The organism is Paractinoplanes rhizophilus (assembly GCF_042664765.1).
GTDB lineage: Bacteria > Actinomycetota > Actinomycetes > Mycobacteriales > Micromonosporaceae > Actinoplanes > Actinoplanes rhizophilus.
Map to the genome: position 1 here is coordinate 19861 of NZ_JBHTBJ010000058.1, position 14982 is coordinate 34842.

Annotated in this window: 17 protein-coding genes; 7 read left to right on the forward strand and 10 right to left on the reverse strand. The window is 69.3% G+C overall.

Going from position 1 to position 14982, the window contains the following annotated elements; translation table 11 throughout:
* Positions 1 to 6 precede the first annotated feature (6 nt).
* The 5 genes from ACFQS1_RS37660 to ACFQS1_RS37680 all read right to left on the reverse strand — a co-directional run bounded on the left by ACFQS1_RS37660 (position 7) and on the right by ACFQS1_RS37680 (position 3698).
* Entirely contained in the window at positions 7 to 591 is a 585-nt protein-coding gene (locus ACFQS1_RS37660) for a TetR/AcrR family transcriptional regulator (protein ID WP_378977306.1), read from the reverse strand.
* 63 nt (positions 592 to 654) lie between these two features.
* On the reverse strand, positions 655 to 1386 hold the full coding sequence (locus ACFQS1_RS37665; protein WP_378977308.1) for an ABC transporter ATP-binding protein: 732 nt from the start codon (positions 1384 to 1386) through the stop codon (positions 655 to 657).
* A complete protein-coding gene (locus ACFQS1_RS37670; RefSeq protein ID WP_378977310.1) occupies positions 1383 to 2105 on the reverse strand; it encodes an ABC transporter permease in 723 nt (240 codons plus the stop codon). Before ACFQS1_RS37670 ends, ACFQS1_RS37665 begins: the two co-directional genes overlap by 4 nt.
* Complete coding sequence (locus tag ACFQS1_RS37675; protein ID WP_378977312.1) at positions 2099 to 2473, reverse strand: hypothetical protein; 375 nt, start codon at positions 2471 to 2473, stop codon at positions 2099 to 2101. The genes ACFQS1_RS37670 and ACFQS1_RS37675 overlap by 7 nt, the downstream gene beginning before the upstream one ends.
* 13 nt (positions 2474 to 2486) lie before the next feature.
* Entirely contained in the window at positions 2487 to 3698 is a 1212-nt protein-coding gene (locus tag ACFQS1_RS37680; protein ID WP_378977314.1) for an ISAs1 family transposase, read from the reverse strand.
* A 306-nt stretch (positions 3699 to 4004) separates the two neighbouring features.
* Here ACFQS1_RS37680 and ACFQS1_RS37685 point away from each other — a divergent pair, with 306 nt between their 5' ends.
* Entirely contained in the window at positions 4005 to 4259 is a 255-nt protein-coding gene (locus tag ACFQS1_RS37685) for a cupin domain-containing protein (protein WP_378977334.1), read from the forward strand.
* On the opposite strand, the gene ACFQS1_RS37690 is transcribed toward ACFQS1_RS37685, so the two are convergent.
* The 3 genes from ACFQS1_RS37690 to ACFQS1_RS37700 all read right to left on the reverse strand — a co-directional run bounded on the left by ACFQS1_RS37690 (position 4201) and on the right by ACFQS1_RS37700 (position 5877).
* Positions 4201 to 4602 (reverse strand): response regulator, encoded by a 402-nt coding sequence (locus ACFQS1_RS37690; RefSeq protein WP_378977316.1) that lies wholly within the window; start codon positions 4600 to 4602, stop codon positions 4201 to 4203. The genes ACFQS1_RS37685 and ACFQS1_RS37690 overlap by 59 nt on opposite strands.
* A complete protein-coding gene (locus tag ACFQS1_RS37695) occupies positions 4530 to 4850 on the reverse strand; it encodes an ATP-binding protein (protein ID WP_378977318.1) in 321 nt (106 codons plus the stop codon). Before ACFQS1_RS37695 ends, ACFQS1_RS37690 begins: the two co-directional genes overlap by 73 nt.
* A gap of 133 nt (positions 4851 to 4983) precedes the next feature.
* A complete protein-coding gene (locus ACFQS1_RS37700) occupies positions 4984 to 5877 on the reverse strand; it encodes a LysR family transcriptional regulator (RefSeq protein WP_465263236.1) in 894 nt (297 codons plus the stop codon).
* A 713-nt stretch (positions 5878 to 6590) separates the two neighbouring features.
* On the opposite strand from ACFQS1_RS37700, the gene ACFQS1_RS37705 reads away from it, so the two are divergent.
* Both ACFQS1_RS37705 and ACFQS1_RS37710 read left to right on the forward strand, forming a co-directional pair.
* A complete protein-coding gene (locus tag ACFQS1_RS37705; protein WP_378977322.1) occupies positions 6591 to 7346 on the forward strand; it encodes a DUF998 domain-containing protein in 756 nt (251 codons plus the stop codon).
* A 29-nt stretch (positions 7347 to 7375) separates the two neighbouring features.
* Complete coding sequence (locus tag ACFQS1_RS37710; RefSeq protein WP_378977335.1) at positions 7376 to 8278, forward strand: NADP-dependent oxidoreductase; 903 nt, start codon at positions 7376 to 7378, stop codon at positions 8276 to 8278.
* 244 nt (positions 8279 to 8522) lie between these two features.
* Here ACFQS1_RS37710 and ACFQS1_RS37715 read toward each other — a convergent pair whose 3' ends face one another.
* Entirely contained in the window at positions 8523 to 9062 is a 540-nt protein-coding gene (locus ACFQS1_RS37715) for a hypothetical protein (protein ID WP_378977324.1), read from the reverse strand.
* A gap of 203 nt (positions 9063 to 9265) precedes the next feature.
* On the opposite strand from ACFQS1_RS37715, the gene ACFQS1_RS37720 reads away from it, so the two are divergent.
* Positions 9266 to 9964, forward strand: coding sequence for a DUF6444 domain-containing protein (locus ACFQS1_RS37720; RefSeq protein ID WP_378977326.1), 699 nt, complete (start codon positions 9266 to 9268; stop codon positions 9962 to 9964).
* A gap of 231 nt (positions 9965 to 10195) precedes the next feature.
* Here the strand turns inward: ACFQS1_RS37720 and ACFQS1_RS37725 are convergent, their stop codons facing one another.
* Positions 10196 to 11542, reverse strand: coding sequence for a hypothetical protein (locus ACFQS1_RS37725; RefSeq protein ID WP_378977328.1), 1347 nt, complete (start codon positions 11540 to 11542; stop codon positions 10196 to 10198).
* A gap of 173 nt (positions 11543 to 11715) precedes the next feature.
* Here ACFQS1_RS37725 and ACFQS1_RS37730 point away from each other — a divergent pair, with 173 nt between their 5' ends.
* The 3 genes from ACFQS1_RS37730 to ACFQS1_RS37740 all read left to right on the forward strand — a co-directional run bounded on the left by ACFQS1_RS37730 (position 11716) and on the right by ACFQS1_RS37740 (position 14899).
* Positions 11716 to 12246 (forward strand): RNA polymerase sigma factor, encoded by a 531-nt coding sequence (locus tag ACFQS1_RS37730; protein ID WP_378977330.1) that lies wholly within the window; start codon positions 11716 to 11718, stop codon positions 12244 to 12246.
* A gap of 10 nt (positions 12247 to 12256) precedes the next feature.
* The gene (locus ACFQS1_RS37735) at positions 12257 to 12817 is read left to right on the forward strand and encodes a hypothetical protein (RefSeq protein ID WP_378977332.1); all 561 of its coding nucleotides are present in this window, start codon (positions 12257 to 12259) and stop codon (positions 12815 to 12817) included.
* A gap of 567 nt (positions 12818 to 13384) precedes the next feature.
* Entirely contained in the window at positions 13385 to 14899 is a 1515-nt protein-coding gene (locus tag ACFQS1_RS37740; RefSeq protein ID WP_378977337.1) for an NB-ARC domain-containing protein, read from the forward strand.
* Positions 14900 to 14982 lie beyond the last annotated feature (83 nt).

Sequence of the window (14982 nt, forward strand, 5' to 3'; positions counted from 1 at the left end):
CGTGGGTCAGTTGGTGACCTTTTCCACGTAAGGGGCGAGCAGTTCCCGTGCGAGGACGGTGGCCGCGCGAAGTGACATCCCGTTTTCGATCATGCGGCTGAGGGTGTAGACGATCGACTGGATCAGTTCGGCCATGCGGTCGGGGTGGGCTGCTCCGTGTTCGGCGAGTGCGGCCTGCAGCGGGACCTGGAGGCTGTCGTGCAGGTGCCGGCTGGAGGTGGCGAGGGCTTCGCTGCTGCCGATGCCGGAAAGGGCCCGGACCAGTGCGTGGTCGCCGCGGGCGACCAGCTGCAGGTTGGCCTCGACGTAGGTGAGGATCTTCTGGCCGGGCGTGGCGGCGGCGTCCATGTGTTTGCCGACGTAGGCGGCCCAGCGGGGGAACGTGTCGGTGACCAGGGCGTCGAACATGTCGGTGCGGGACTTGAAGTAGGAGTAGGCGCTGGAGCGGGCGAGTCCGGCGTGCTGGGCGACGTCGGCGAGGCTGGGGATCTGGTCGGGATGTTGTGACAGCAGGGCGCGGGCGGCCTCCAGTAGCGCGGCGCGCTGTGCAGCCCGGTGCTCGGCGACGGTCGAGGCTTGAATCTTGGGCACGGCGGGTTCCGTCCTTCCGGCGACGCACGGCGGCTGGTTCGTGGCCGCGCCCTGCTGTCATGTTCACTTGGCGGCGGTGAGCCTGCCGTCGACCATCTCGTAAACGGTGTAACAGTATTGCAGTACGTCATGGTCGTGGGTGACCATGACCACCGCGACCGAACGGCGCGCGGCTTCGCGAGCCAGCAGCTGCACGATGTCGTGGCTGCGAGCCCGGTCCAACGCGGCGGTAGGCTCGTCGACCAGCAGGACGTCGGGTTCGGTCACCAGCGCTCGGGCGATCCCGACGCGTTGCCGCTCGCCGCCGGAGAGCTGGTCCGGGCGGCGGTTGACCTTGTCGGCCATGCCGACGTCGGCCAGCAGTTCGAAGGGGTCGCGGCTGGCGCGCTCGGCGCGGGGTCCGAGGCGCTGCACCAGGCGCAGCTGGTCGACGGCGGTCAACGCGGGCAGCAGGTTGCCCGACTGGAACACGAACCCCACATGCCGCCGCCGCAGATCGGTACGTACCCGGCGGCTGGCGACCGTCATGTCTTGCCCGGCCACCGTGACCGTGCCCTGGTCGGGCCGGGCCAGACCCCCGGCGACCGCGAGCAGGCTGGACTTGCCCGCACCGGAGGGGCCGACGATCGCGGCCAGCTCACCCGGCGCGACGGTCAGATGGACATCATCCAGAGCCTGCACCGTCTCGGCGGCATTGCCATGCCGCAGAAACACCGCTCGCAGCTCCAGCCCCGGTCGATGGGCCTGGCCGCGGTCGACGGAGCCGGCGGGTGAGGCAGTCGTGTCGCTGCTCATCGGTTTCCTCCCAGAGCGGTCGCGGGGTCGACGGACGTCAAGCGGATGACGGCAGCGGCCGCCCCGACCAGGCCGAGCACGATCAGCCCGGCCGCGGCGGCACCGATGCTCGGCGCGCTCAGGGCGAAGGGAGCGCCACTGCCGGCGACCCAGGCACCGATGGCCAACCCGATGCCCACCCCGACGATGACGGCACCGGCCAGCAGGACGAACGCTTGCATCAGCGCATCGCGCAGCACCCATCGGGTCGAAGCGCCCAATGCCCGCAAGACTGCCACTTCCTGCTTGCGCTGGATCGCCCACACGGCGAAGAACGCGCCCGCCACGAGAGCCGAGATCGCGTACAGGAAGCCTTGGATCAGCTGCAAGGTCGTCGTCTCGGCCGTGTAGCCGGGTGAGGCCCCGTAGGACTGCGACAGAGTGAGGCTCTTGGTGCCCGCCGCGGCGTCACCGGCGGCCAGGTTCACCGACTTTCCCGAGCCGGCACGGACGGCAACTGCGGTGATCTCCTGCGCGGCGTGCGCGGGCAACGCCGTGCCCGGGGCCGTGTCGGACTTGATCGCCTGCCACAGCGGCAGCGGAACATAAGCGACGTCCACATGCCCGAACGTGTCCTGCTGCCGGGTAACCCCCACCACCCGCAGCTTCGTGCCCAGCCTCGCCACCGTGACCACATCACCGAGGTGCAGACCCGCATCCAGCGCGGTGGGACTCACCACGATCCCATCCGCGGCACCGAGCCGCTGCCCGCCATCGACCGCGGGGACAGGAACGAGTCCGGCTCGACGCCGAACAGCGCCAGGTCGACCTGGGCGCCCTTGTCCGAGCGGGCGTTGACGAGCATGTTGCCGAACGGGGCAGCGTCAGCGACACCCGGCTGCTTCCGCCACGCATCCACCGCCGTCGTGTCCACGACGCTTCGTGAGAACGCCGAGTCGGTCTGCGCGCCGCGGGCGAACGCGAAAGAGGTCACCGGCAAGTTCTGCAGCCCCGACACGCCGTCGCGGACCAGACCCACCGACAACCCCGACAACATCACCATGAGCACCGCGATCAGCGCTATCACCGCGGCCACCAGAGCAAACACGGTCGTTTCAAGATCATGACGTGAGTCCGAGAATGGTGAAGGGCCTGGTCATGTTCCGGCTGGCCCATCGTGTGGCTTCGGTTATGTCGCGGCGTCCGGCCAGGCGTAGCGCGTTGACGGCCAGATTGCGCAGCGAGGCCAGGACTCGGGGTCCGGACCGGGTGCGGACGCGGGAGTGGTCTTCGCGGTAGCACGTGTCGCGGATCCAGTGCAGCGATTCCACGGCCCAGTGGCCCTGGTTGAACGTGGCGATCTGGGTGGGGTTTGCCTGCTGGCGGGTGTGGCTGGCGACGCCGAGTTGGGCGGCTGCGGACAGGTGCGCGCCGGCGTTGTCGGTGACGTAGCGTTCGATCAGCCAGACCTGGTTGACGTGCGGGAACGGCAGCTCGGGCGGGGCGGGCAGGACCCGGATCGTGCGCCGGGTGATTCGCCCGTGGCCGACTTCGGTGCGGCTGTCGGCGATCGGGGTGTGTTGCCAGGGCAACGCGTCGAGGGCGTCGAACAACGCCCGCCGGTTCTCCTTGACCGGGAACACGAACTGCCCGCCACGGGAATGGATGAGCTCGGCGGTGGCCTTGACCGTGTGCAACGCGTCCGCGGTGACCGTGCTCCCCGCGATGTCCAGGGTTTTGAGCAGGTCACGGGCGCAGGCCGGCTCGTTGGTCTTGGCCCCGGTCACCTCAGCCTGGCCGATCACCACCGCCACCGCGCCGGGCTCGGCGCTACCGGCCAGCGCGGCCAGCAGTTGCACCTGGCCGCCGTCGGCATCGACGGCCCCGCGCAGGCTCTTGCCGTCCAGCCGCAGCAGGTCCGCCGGCTGCGGCACCTCATCGTCGATGCCCGTCGCGCCGGTAGCCGGCCCGGGATCCGACCGGCGAGCCGCTGTCCACGCTCCGATCGCGGTGTCCAGGGCCTGCGTATCGGCGGCCGTACACACCCGCCACAGCGTCGAGCGTGACGGCCGGCCCACCGGCAGCGCACCGGCCCGCAGATACAGGTCGGTCAACGCGGCCTTCGGCACGTCGGCCACCCAGCCCGCCATGGCGGTGTACCCCGTCATCCCTGCCACCGTCGCCGCCGCGACCAGCGCCAGGACCACCGCCGCCGGGTGATCCCGGCCCTGCGACGAACGGCCGTCCGACACCCCAGCCAGCAGTTCGAGCAGGTCAGCACACGCTTGAGCGACCGGAACGCCAGCAACCGACGCCACATCGGCGTCGGGCATGACACACTGCACCACGACGAAGCTCCGTACGACAAGATCCGTGAGAAGACCTCGTCCTACCGGAGCTTCGTCCCCACCTCACCTCGCGACACGCCACTGTGGCCAGACTGCGATCCACCACTCACGCCACGCTCATGATCTTGAAACGGCCGTGCCAGAGCAAACCGCACTCGGGCGAACCGCAGCTCCCTCCACGCCAGGAACATCAGCGGCCACCCTCACATCTTGTCGACATCATGTCGCCATCATATCAACACTCTGTCGGCAACACGTCGGGGTGGCTTGGAGCCGAAGGCGGCGAAGACGGTGGGCCGCGCGACCGCGCCGCCCCTGAACCGGCACCTCGAAGAGGACGAAATGTTCTACGCCCTGTCCGGCGCCGCCCAGTTCCGATGCGACGGCGAAGTGCTCACGGCTGGCCCCGGGGACTTCGTCCTGCTGCCCTCGCGGCTGCCGCACACGTTCGTTCTCGCCGCCGACGAACCCTTGCGAATTCTGCAGATCACCGGACCAGGTCCCGGATCGCCGTCGGGTACAGCAGAGTGGTTCCCTGGGCGATGAGCCGGATCGCGTGCCGGATCTCGGCCGGCCAGGCGCGCTTGAGCAGGAAGCCGCTGGCGCCCTCGCGTAGGGCCGCATAGACGTACTCGTCGTTCTCGAACGTCGTGACGACCAGAATCCTGGGCGGGTCCGGCACCGTGGCCAGGATCTCCGCGGTTGCTTCGATCCCGGTGCCCTCCGGCATCCGTACGTCCATCAGCACCACGTCGGGCCGCAGCTGCCGGGCCTGGGCGACCGCCTGCGCGCCGGTGCCCGCCTCGCCGACCACGCTCAGTTCGGGCTCGGCCTGGATGAGCGCCCGCAAACCGCCGCGGACGAGGTGCTCGTCGTCGGCGAGCAGCACGGTGACGCTCGTCGGTCCGGGTGCAGCGGCAGCCGGACCCGGACCCGCCAGTGCCCGCCCTCCGCGGCGGCGCTCATCTCGCCGCGGAGCAGTTGCACCCGTTCCCGCATGCCGGGCAGGCCTTGGCCGCCGCCGTGCCGGGCGAGGCGGCGCCGCGGGACCAGGGGATTGACGACGTCGAGTTCCACCTGATCGGCGGTGGCGGCCAGGCGTACGGTGATCTGGGTACGCCCGGCGTGGGCGACCACATTGGTCAGGCTGAGCAGGATGGACGCCCATGAGACGACGAATCCTCTGGGCCCTGCCCGCGGCGCCGGCGGTCCTGTCGCCGGCCGCCGTGGCTTCCCGGCCGAGCAGCGCCAGAGCTGTTCAACCGTGCTTCTACACGGCGTTTTCTCCCGGCTGCCACATCTCATAGTTGGCGCATTCGGCGGTGATCTCGGTTGTCGCCTGAGCCGCGGCGAGGAAGTCGTCGACCATCGGTGAGGTGCGTGATGCCGCCACCGCGAGGCACACCTGGTCGGGTGCCAGGTCGGGGATGGGGACATAGCTGACTTGGGGATGTGAGTAGAACACGGTTGCCGAACGGGCCAGGAACGAGATGCCTCGGCCGGCCGCGACATGCTCGAGTGTCTCGTCCACCCCGCGTACCAGGTAGCCGGCGTTGGGGTGCGGGCGCCTCGTGGGCTGCGTGCTCGCGTCCATCTGCCAGACCAGAGGCTCGCCGGCCAGGTCGGCCTCGGTGATCTGCTCCTTGCCGGCGAACCGGTGGCCGGCCGGCAGCACGGCCACACGAGGTTCGGTGTACAGCGGGGTGACGCGCAGGCCGGTCTCGTCGATGGGCAGGCGCACATAGCCGACGTCGATGCTGCCGTCGAGCAGCATCGTGGCCTGGTCGTCCCATTCGATGCGCTGCACGTCCACGATCACGTTGGGATGTCGAGTGGCAAATTGCCGTACTGCCGGGGTGACCGCGACGCCTGCCCGGAAACCGACCGTCAGCCGCCCGCCGCCGTGCGCGGCCACGGTCACCCGGCGGCGGACCGCGTGCGCGGAGGCCAGCAGCGGGCCGGCGTCCGTCAGTAACTGCCGGCCGGCATCGGTCAGCATCACGCCGTGGCTGTCCCTCGTCAGCAGCGCAGTGCCGAGGTCGTGTTCCAGGGCGCGGATCTGCCGGCTGAGCGCCGGCTGGGCGATGTGCAGCTCATCGGCGGCCCGGCCGAAGTGCAACTTGTCGGCGACGGCGACGAAGTAGCGCAACTTGCGTAGGTCCAGATCCATGGAGCCTCCCGGTCCGGCGATGCCTTCAGGGTATCGCAAACGCTGAAAAGGGTCTTGGACACCGACTGCGGACAACGGCACGCTTAATGCGTACCTGATGGAGCCGGAGGGAATCGGTTTAAGGAATTCGGCATCGGACTTGCCGGCCGGGCCGGAACCAGAATGGCACATCGCGAATTGAGCCTATTCAGCTCCAGAAAGCACGAGCAGCATCGCGCCCCTATTGCGCCGGCCGATCTACGGCACGAGAAGGACAGATCTCCACCTGATCTGACAAAGGACAGTTGCATGCGCGTTTTCGTCACTGGCGGAACCGGCCATTCCGGTTCGTACGTCGTCCCCGAGCTCGTCGGTGCCGGGCACGAGGTCACACCGGGCTGGCTGTCCCGCAGGACACGTCCGTCGCGCAGAGGGTGGCCGAGGCTGCGCCGGCGAGCGCCCATGTCGTGAAGGCGTTCAACACCCTTTTCCGCCACGTCCTGGCCGAAGGCGGGCCGGTGGACGTGTTCCTGTCCGGCGACGATGCGCGGGCCAAGGCGAACGTGTCAGCGTTCATCGAGAGCCTCGGGCTGCGTCCGCGACACCGGCGACCTGAGTATGGCTCACTGGCTGGCGGGAGTGGGCGTGTTGACGATGGGCTTGGCCCGTCACGGAGTCGGGAACTTCGACTTCTCCCTCGGCATCAACAACCTCGAAGGAGCATCACGATGACCTCATCGGCCCAAGACCTCGAAAGAGCAGCTGCCGACCTGACGGCGGCTTCGTCCGGGAGCCGCGCAGGTGTACGGCGATGGGCGTGGCTCGGTCTGGTCGCCCAGGTGGTCTTCGTGGCGAGCTGCCTCGCCCCGGTCTTCTGGCAGGGGCCGCGCTACAGCGCCGTCGCCCACACCATCAGCGACATGTACGCGGTCACCGCGCCGCATGCCGGGTTCCTGGTGGTGGTCCTGAGTTTGTGCGGCGCGGCCACGATCGGCTTCGCGTTGCGTTCGGTGTGGCCGGAGCTGCGTACGGGTGGCCGGCGGGCGGCGACAGGTTCGGTCCTGCTCGCCCTGTCCATCGTCGGGCTCGGTGACCTGCTCTCTCCGGTCGAGAGGCTGGCCTGCCGGATGGCCGACCCGGGATGCACCGCCACGCAACAGCTGTCCAACGTGGGCGGGCAGCTTGACAACGTCATCAGCTCGATCGGTGTCCTGCTGCTCGTGATCGCCGCGTTCTTCCTGGCCGCCGCGATGCGCCGCACTCCGGGCTGGGCGGGCTGGGCGCGCCCGACGCGCTGGACGGCAGTCCTCATCACCGCTTTTGCGGTGGCCAGCGTGCTGACGCAGGGCGCCGGCTACTCCGGCCTGTTCGAGCGCCTGGTCGCCGTCACGGGCGCCGCCGCGCTCGCGGTGCTTGCGATCGGGATCCTCCGACGGCGATCCCCGGAATCGAGCTGGTCGCCGACCTCCGTTTCAGCCAAGTAGCGAACCCGCGGTCGAAAGTGGAGCACATGATGAGGGCAGCGCGTTTCAGCCGGTTCGGCGGTCCGGAGGTTCTGGAGATCGTGAACCTTCCGGAGCCGCATCCGGGGCCTGGGCAGGTCCGGATCGCGGTGCGCGCCGCCGGGGTCAACCCGAGTGACTGGAAGAACCGCAAGGGCCTGATGGATCAGGAGCTTCCGCAGACCCTGGGTTATGAGGCGGCCGGGATCGTCGACGAGCTCGGCGACGGCGTCACCGACGTGACCGTCGGCGATCCTGTGTTCGGCGTCTGCGCCGAGGCGGCGGCTCAGGCCGAACTGGCGGTGCTGTCGGTCTATGCGCCTATCCCGCCGTCGCTCGACTTCCCGGCCGCCGCTGCGCTGCCGGCCACCATTGAGACGGCCGTGCGGGCGCTGGACCAGCTCGGCGTCGCCCGCGGAAGCACGCTGCTGATCAACGGTGCGTCGGGCAGCGTCGGCAGTGCGGCGGTTCAGTTCGCCGTAGCGCGTGGTGCACGCGTGATCGGCACCGCAGGCGCGGCCAATCACGACTACGTGCGCTCGTTGGGAGCCGAGCCCGTGACGTACGGCGAGGGCCTCACCCGGTCGGTACGCGCGCTCGCCCCCAAGGGCGTCGACCTCGCGCTCGACGTCGCCGGCAGCGGAATCCTGCCCGAACTCATCGGACTCGCCGGCGGCGCGGAACACGTCCTGACGGTCGCGGACTTCGCGGGCGCGCAGAAGTACGCGGTGAGATTCAGCCGGGGCGACTCTGGTCGCGCGCTCCACGCACTAGCCGAAATCGGCGAGCTGATCGAGTCCGGGCGCTTCGAGCCCCCGGCAGTGCGGGCCTTCCCGCTCGCCGAGATCGCCGAAGCCCACCGCGTCAGCGAGGAGGGCAAATGGCGGGGGAAGCTCGTTCTGCTGATCGGCTGAGACGCTTCACGCCGTCACTCCCTCCGTAAGGGAGCCCACGACTGCTCAGCACCACGAAGACGTACTCGAATAGCCGGCGACCGCCCAGCTGCGGCTCGACTGCGGAGGGTCGGCCACACCCGCGGCCGAAGGCCTTGCTATGGCTCGGCCGAGACGCGAGGTGGTCCGATGCCCCCAGTACGCGTCGTGCATGCGACGGTCGGTAGCAGTGGGACCAGCATGGCCCGCTGGTAGTACTCGCTCGTCACATCTCCTCAGCCGGCCAGCGCCACGTCCGCGGGCCGTCCCGCACCGCCTCGGCCAGGCAGGCGCGGGCACGATCGTCCGACTCGGCGTCGGCCAGCATCCGCAGCAGTTCCCGGTCGGATTCCGGCTCACCGGAAATGCGAGTCAACATCAGGGCAGCCAGCGATCGGGTTTCCGGATCCGAGTCGTCGAGCATGTCCCGGACCACCCCGTCGAACCCGTCCAGGGCGCGTTCGACGGCCCGCTCGGCGGCGATGCCGAAGTCCCACTCCCCGCGATACGTACGAGCTTTCGCCCGCAGGTTGCGGTACACGTGGGCATGGTCCAGCACGTAGATCAGCACCGCGAGGGAATCGGCACGCCAGGGCGTACCGTCCTCGATCAGCCGACGGACCGCGGCCACCACCAGGTCCGCCGAACCGGGACTGACCGCGACCGCATCGTCGACCGCGAGGCGGGCGACGTCGTACGCGGCGGCGCGGGCCGCTGCGCGGTCGGCCGCCTCCCGCAGGCGATCGACAAGCGGCTCCGGCGTCATACCTGGCCCTGCAGGATTTCCCGTCACAGCGGCAGAATGTCACAGAGGCCGAGCTCCTGCGGGCGCCACGTCTACATCAGCGTGGCCCCGATGGCGGAGCCGCGGCCACCGCAGCTTACATCTACCGTGACTGTTCAGGTCACGTGACTTGTGGTGTCGACCTCTGTTTCTGAGCATGGCGTCCACTATGGGATGATCTTGGCGTGGTTCCTGGTCAGGGTGGTGAGAGTCCGTCGTATGACGAACTCGCTGTCCTGGTTGTCGGGCTGACGGCGCGGCTGGACGAGTTGTCTGCACGGGTCGGTGTGCTGGAGGCTGACAACGCCCGGCTGGTCGCGGAGAACACCGAGTTGCGGCGGGAGAACGCGGTCCTGCGGGCGGAGAACGCCGAGTTGCGGCGCAAGCTGGGATTGAACTCGACGAACTCCAGCAAACCACCGTCGTCGGACGGGCTGGGCAAACCGCCGCCGGCATCGATGCGGGGCCGTAGCGGCCGCAAGCCGGGTAAGCAGCCGGGCGGTACGGGGACGGCGTTGTCGCAGGTGCCGGTCCCGGATGAGCAGGTCGATCACTACCCGCCCGCGTGTGGCACCTGCGGTGACGGTCTCGATCCCGCTACGGCCGTGCGGGCCGGTGATCCGGTCGTGCGGCAACTGTTCGACGGCCGCGGGCCGTGGACACAAGGCCGCGGCGACGGCGACCGCCGCGAGGGGCGGAGCGGCGCCGAAGACCCCGCCGCCGGTGCCCAAGGGTGTACCCGCGGTAGGACCGGAGCAGACGTTTCCCGAGCCAAAGCGACCCAAGGTTGCGCCGCAGCCGAACACGTTGACGCCGGTGGCGGAACAGAAGTCGCCCGGCGTAGTTGCGGGATCGCGCGAGAACCCCGGGCGGCGTACCTCTAGGCTAGGCCGTACGAGCCGGGTCCGACCCCCGCCCCGGCCCCCGGCGGCGCTTGACTGGCATCCCGGCGCCCGCGTCGGCGCAGCCGGGTCGTCGCGGACGGGCCGGACGCGACAGTGACCGCGACAGGGATGACCGCCGCGGCCACGTTCATCGGAAGTACCGGCCCGTCCGCCAGGGACGGACCTCATTGCGCGATAGTCCAGGCGTCACGGATGGCGGCGCCCTGAGCACTACCGCCCGCTCACCACGGCGGCGCGTCGCACTGCCGCCACGCTCAGGCTGCGGACCAGGGCCTCGTGCCCGTCCGTGGTCTCCCAGCCGGTGTCGGCCACGACCACTACGGCGCGCCCGGTCCGGGCGACCACGATGTAGGTGTCCTTGTTCGTCTGGGCGTAGTCGATGTACTCCCGGTGACGCAGCAGCACGGACTCGTCGCCGGCCACGCCACGGGCGCGCACGGACCAGCCATAGCCACAGGTGGCTACGGCCCGGCGCATCTCACGCAGATACCGCTGGGCCCCGTCGGAGGCATAGGTGGCCACGTTGTTCACGATGACCGTCGGGCGGTCGTTCACGCCGATCGTGGCCTGGACGGCCCGGTCCGCGCGGCGCAGCTTGGCCGACGCGTACGGCCCGCACGGCTGCGGCGGCCGCAGCGCCGCCCAGTAGTTGTCGGTGACCGTCGTGGTGGCGGTCCCGCTCAGGTCCGCGGCCTGCAGCATCGCCGCCGCGGGGACGGAGTACGCCGGCGCGGACGCGATGCGGTAGGCGAGGATCGCCGGTCGCTGGTTGCGCGCGGCCGCCCCGATCAGCGCGACACAACCCGCGTCCCCCGCGCCGCCGGCGCGGAACCGCTTCTCATAGTTTCCGCGGGCGTCGGTGACGATGTTGTTGCTCGCGCCGCCGTCCAAGTCGCAGCCGCTGTCGAGCGCGGTGGCCAGCTTCTGGTGGGAGAGGGGCCGGCCGGTGTCGGTGAAGGAGGCCCGGCCGTGGATCCGGAAGCCGCCCCCGGCCAGCATCGAGTACTGGAACGTCAGTGCGGGCCGGTGGGTGCCCCGGACCCGCAGTTTCGGCGATCGCGCGCCGGAGAGCGCGGTGGACAGCTCGTTGCCTGCCTTGTCCATCGCGCCTACCGAGACGATCCGGACCGTTCCGTTCCAGGTGGACGGCACGTGGACGGTGGCGCTCCAGGTGCCGTCCGTGGCGGTCCCGGAGGTCCGGGTCAGCACCGGCCGCAGCTTCGACTGATGGCCCGGGACCGGCCCGAGCACGAGCTGTGGGGACGGGTTCATGTCATGCGGGTTGTCCCGGACCCCCGACGGGTCGGTGATCCGCATGGACACCCGTACGGGCACGACAGCGAGGCCGCGGACCGCGACGGAGGCACGGGAGAACTTGACCTCCCGCACCTGCGGCGGGGACTTGTCGGCCGAGACGAGCGCCGGACGGTCGGCCGTGGCGCCAGCCCGGGCGGGCGGCGTTCCGGTGGCGACCAGCGCCCCGGACAGCGCTACGGCGAGGGTGAGATGGGCAGCGGTGGTGGCACGGCCGCGGGTCTGTGGTGCTGCTGAACGCATGTGGAACTCCGATCTTGGTGGACGGTTGACTACCTAGTTCGTCCACCGCTGCGCCGCCGTGGTTCACCACTGTCGCCTACCCGACCGTTCCTGCACCGCTACGGAACGTGGCACTGGCGAAGTACCTTCGGTGGCCTCGCGCGGATGCATACTCAGCGCGGAAAGGACGCGCTATGCCCGGTCACGATGTGGAAAGCCTCGCCCGGATCGCGTCCGCCGGCGATCTGGCGGCGCTCAACGTGCTCCTCGTGACGGTCCGCCCGGAGGTCCTCCGCGTGTGCAGCCGCCTGCTGCGCAATCGCGAGGACGCCGAGGAGGCATGCCAGGACACCCTGCTAGCCGTAGCCCGGGGTCTGCCCCACTTCGAGGGCCGCAGCGCCTTCCGGACCTGGATGTTCCGGCTCGCCACCAACCGGGCTCGCTCGGCGTACCGCCGGAACCGGGCGGACGCTCACACCGACCGCGACGACGGGCTCGCCGACGTCGCGGACCTGCGGCGGACCAGCGTAGTCGCGACGACCCGGATGGACCTGCTCAAGGCCCTGAAGCAGCTGCGGCCGGAACTGGCCGAGGCGCTGGCGTTGCGGGACGTGGTGGGGCTCAGCTGCGGAGAGATCGCCGCTCTGCACCACGTTCCGGAGGGGACGGTGAAGTCCCGGCTGCATCAGGCCCGGCGGGAATTGCGCGAGTGGCTGACAGCCTGATGGGGCCACCGTGGTGGTGACCCCACCATCGACAGTGCGGTACTGGTCCACAACTTCTGCCGGTCCGGGGTGCGCACCATGCTCAGCAGCGTCCGCTCGTCATCGCTGGCTGGGCGGCGACCCAGGCGGCGGCGCCGACCTCAAAGTTATCGTCGGATGGATCACCGAAACCACGGTCATCCGGACCGCGACCCAGGCGCTGCTGACCGTCAAGCCGACCGCGAACGAACGTATGTCCGAAGAGCAGATCTCGGAGATTGTTCAAGGACTCGGCGGACTGCTGAAACTCCTGCGCCAAGCCGACCCGAGCGACAAAGCAGAGATCTACTCCCGGCTCGGACTCCAACTTACCTACCGCCCCGGAACGCAAACAGTGATCGCCGAAGTCGTAACCTCGGCGATCGACGGTGTGAATAATATGTGTCCGGAGATCGACACATACCGATGGCCAACCGGCCGCCAGCCTATCTACGACTATTGCATTGTCCTGACCAGTAGGGAAGCCGCTCACCCGGGCGGCTTCCCTGTTGTCGTCTATTGCGGCTACGGCACAGACGCCTACCTCGAATAAGGCGGTGGCGCGGCGACCAAGTGCCCGTGCTCCTCGATGTCGCGGCGCCACTGCCGGATGAGATCGTCTGATGCGTGGGTGCGGGCAGCGTCGACGGCAACGGCCAAGGGCAGAAGGTCCTCGGCCTCCTCGACGATGACGTTCGCCGGGGTGGCCAAGTTCTGCCGGCGGCCCCTCGGTCTCGGGGCTGATGCTGCTGACGGCCCCCGCAGCTCAGCACCTTGAGCTAGCGGAACTGGACGAGGTGATCGACTGGGATCGAGAGTGAGCTGGCCGAGCTCACCGCTGGCTACCCGTGGCGGCAGCGGCTCGACGTCGGGCTGAAGCGGGCGCACCTGAGGCGCGGCAACCGCGTCCGGCGCCGGGACAATCTCCGCGAGGACATCTACTCCACCCCTTAGAGGTTCTGGTGCCAACCTGGACAGAAAGTCTCAAGCCGCAGAAGCGGCGGGCCATTCGCCCCGAATGGGGTCTGGTCCAGGAGCCGGACCGGGTGTATTCAAGTGCACGGGATTCACCGCAATGCGCATCGGTGTCGGACGGAGGCGAGGTCAGGTCTTGTCGGACGTGGGGGAACCGCTCGACTCACCGCTCGTCCATGTTGGTTCGGGCGCGCAGGGTGTTCAGATCGGTGGTCCGAACAACGTCCAGCACAATGTCGTGCAGCTTGTCGGCGACAGCAGGTGGGGATGGATTGCCCGGCGGCGGTACGCGCGCAGGCTGTCACCGGCGGTGCAGCGGCCTGAATCCTGGGTGGTCGACCGGCCAGTCGAGGTGGACCAGGTCGTGGCGGCCTTGCGCCGGGGCAGGTCGACCGTCGGTTTGAGCACCGCGGTTCATGGCGCCGGCGGGTTCGGCAAGACGACGCTGGCCCGCATCATCTGCGCAGACCAGCGGGTATTACGCAGATTCGGCGGCCGGGTGTATTGGGTGACTCTCGGCCGTGACGTGCGCCGGGCGGGCTTGGTCGAAAAGATCAACGACCTGCTGTGGCACATTGATCCGGCCAGCAGCCAGCCCTCCGCGGATGTGCGGGAATCCGCCAAACACCTGGCCGCGGTGCTGGACGCGGGGCCGCCACGGCTGGTGGTGCTTGACGACGTTTGGTTCGAGGAGCAGCTCGACGCGTTTCCGATGGCAGGGCGCTGCGCACGCCTGGTGACCACCCGTATCCCGAGTCTGGTGGCCGGGCACAGAGTCTCGGTCAAGGTGGATCAGATGTCGCCCGGGCAGGCTCGCATGGTGCTGGTCGCCGGCCTGCCGGAGCTTCCGCCGACGGTGGTGGACGTCCTGCTCGCCGAGACGGGGCGATGGCCGCTGTTGCTACGCTTGATCAACAAGGTCCTCATCGACCAGGCGCGATCGCACACCGACATCACCGAGATCGCGGTAGAGCTGGCCGACCGTCTGCACCGGGAGGGGACTCTCCGCGTCGATCGGCTGACCGGCACCGACCTCGGGCACCTGAATGTCAGCGATCCAGGGCATCGGGCCAAGGCGGTCGCGGCCACCATCGAAGCGAGCGCCGGCCTGCTGGCCGAGGGCGAACGCGCTCGGCTGGCCGAGTTGTCGATCTTTGCCGAGGACGAGGTGGTCCCAGCCTCTTTGGTGACCATGCTGTGGGAGGCCACGGCGGGACTGGACGAGATGACCGCCACCCGGCTGTGCGCTCGCCTTGACGACCTAGCTCTGTTGACCCTGACTGCTTCCAAGGACGGCGGCACGATCGGCCTGCACGACGTTGTCCGCGACTATCTCCACGACGAGATCGGTGGCGCGCGGGCGGCTGAACTTCACGGCATGCTGCTGGATGCGGTTGCGTCCAAGTTTCAGCTTCGGTCCCGCGGCGGTGATGCGGAAGACGACGACCGCGTGCAGTGGTGGCGGCTGCCCGAATCGGCTCGGTATTTGTGGGAGCACCTGATCGAGCATCTGCGGGCGGCCGGCCGTGACGCCGAGGCGGTCGCCGCCGACCTGCGGTGGGTGAGTGCGCGATTGGAGCAGTCGGACAGCCCGGCGGCGCCATTCGCGGATCTCGGGCTGATCCCTCTCGGTCAAGATCGTGTGAGACACCCCGTGTGACTGTGGGGTGGTGACCTGAGGGCGGGGATCGGAGATCCTTGTGAGCGTGTCCACTTCATCTGACAAGCAGCCGGCGGCGGCCG

Bases quoted from the DNA above. Each gene is read 5' to 3' on its own strand.
- ACFQS1_RS37665 (WP_378977308.1), bottom strand. From the start codon at position 1,386: ATGAGCAGCGACACGACTGCCTCACCCGCCGGCTCCGTCGACCGCGGC.
- ACFQS1_RS37715 (WP_378977324.1), bottom strand. From the start codon at position 9,062: ATGACGCCGGAGCCGCTTGTCGATCGCCTGCGGGAGGCGGCCGACCGC.
- ACFQS1_RS37710 (WP_378977335.1), top strand. From the start codon at position 7,376: ATGAGGGCAGCGCGTTTCAGCCGGTTCGGCGGTCCGGAGGTTCTGGAG.
- ACFQS1_RS37730 (WP_378977330.1), top strand. From the start codon at position 11,716: ATGCCCGGTCACGATGTGGAAAGCCTCGCCCGGATCGCGTCCGCCGGC.
- ACFQS1_RS37705 (WP_378977322.1), top strand. From the start codon at position 6,591: ATGACCTCATCGGCCCAAGACCTCGAAAGAGCAGCTGCCGACCTGACG.
- ACFQS1_RS37725 (WP_378977328.1), bottom strand. From the start codon at position 11,542: ATGCGTTCAGCAGCACCACAGACCCGCGGCCGTGCCACCACCGCTGCC.
- ACFQS1_RS37680 (WP_378977314.1), bottom strand. From the start codon at position 3,698: ATGCCCGACGCCGATGTGGCGTCGGTTGCTGGCGTTCCGGTCGCTCAA.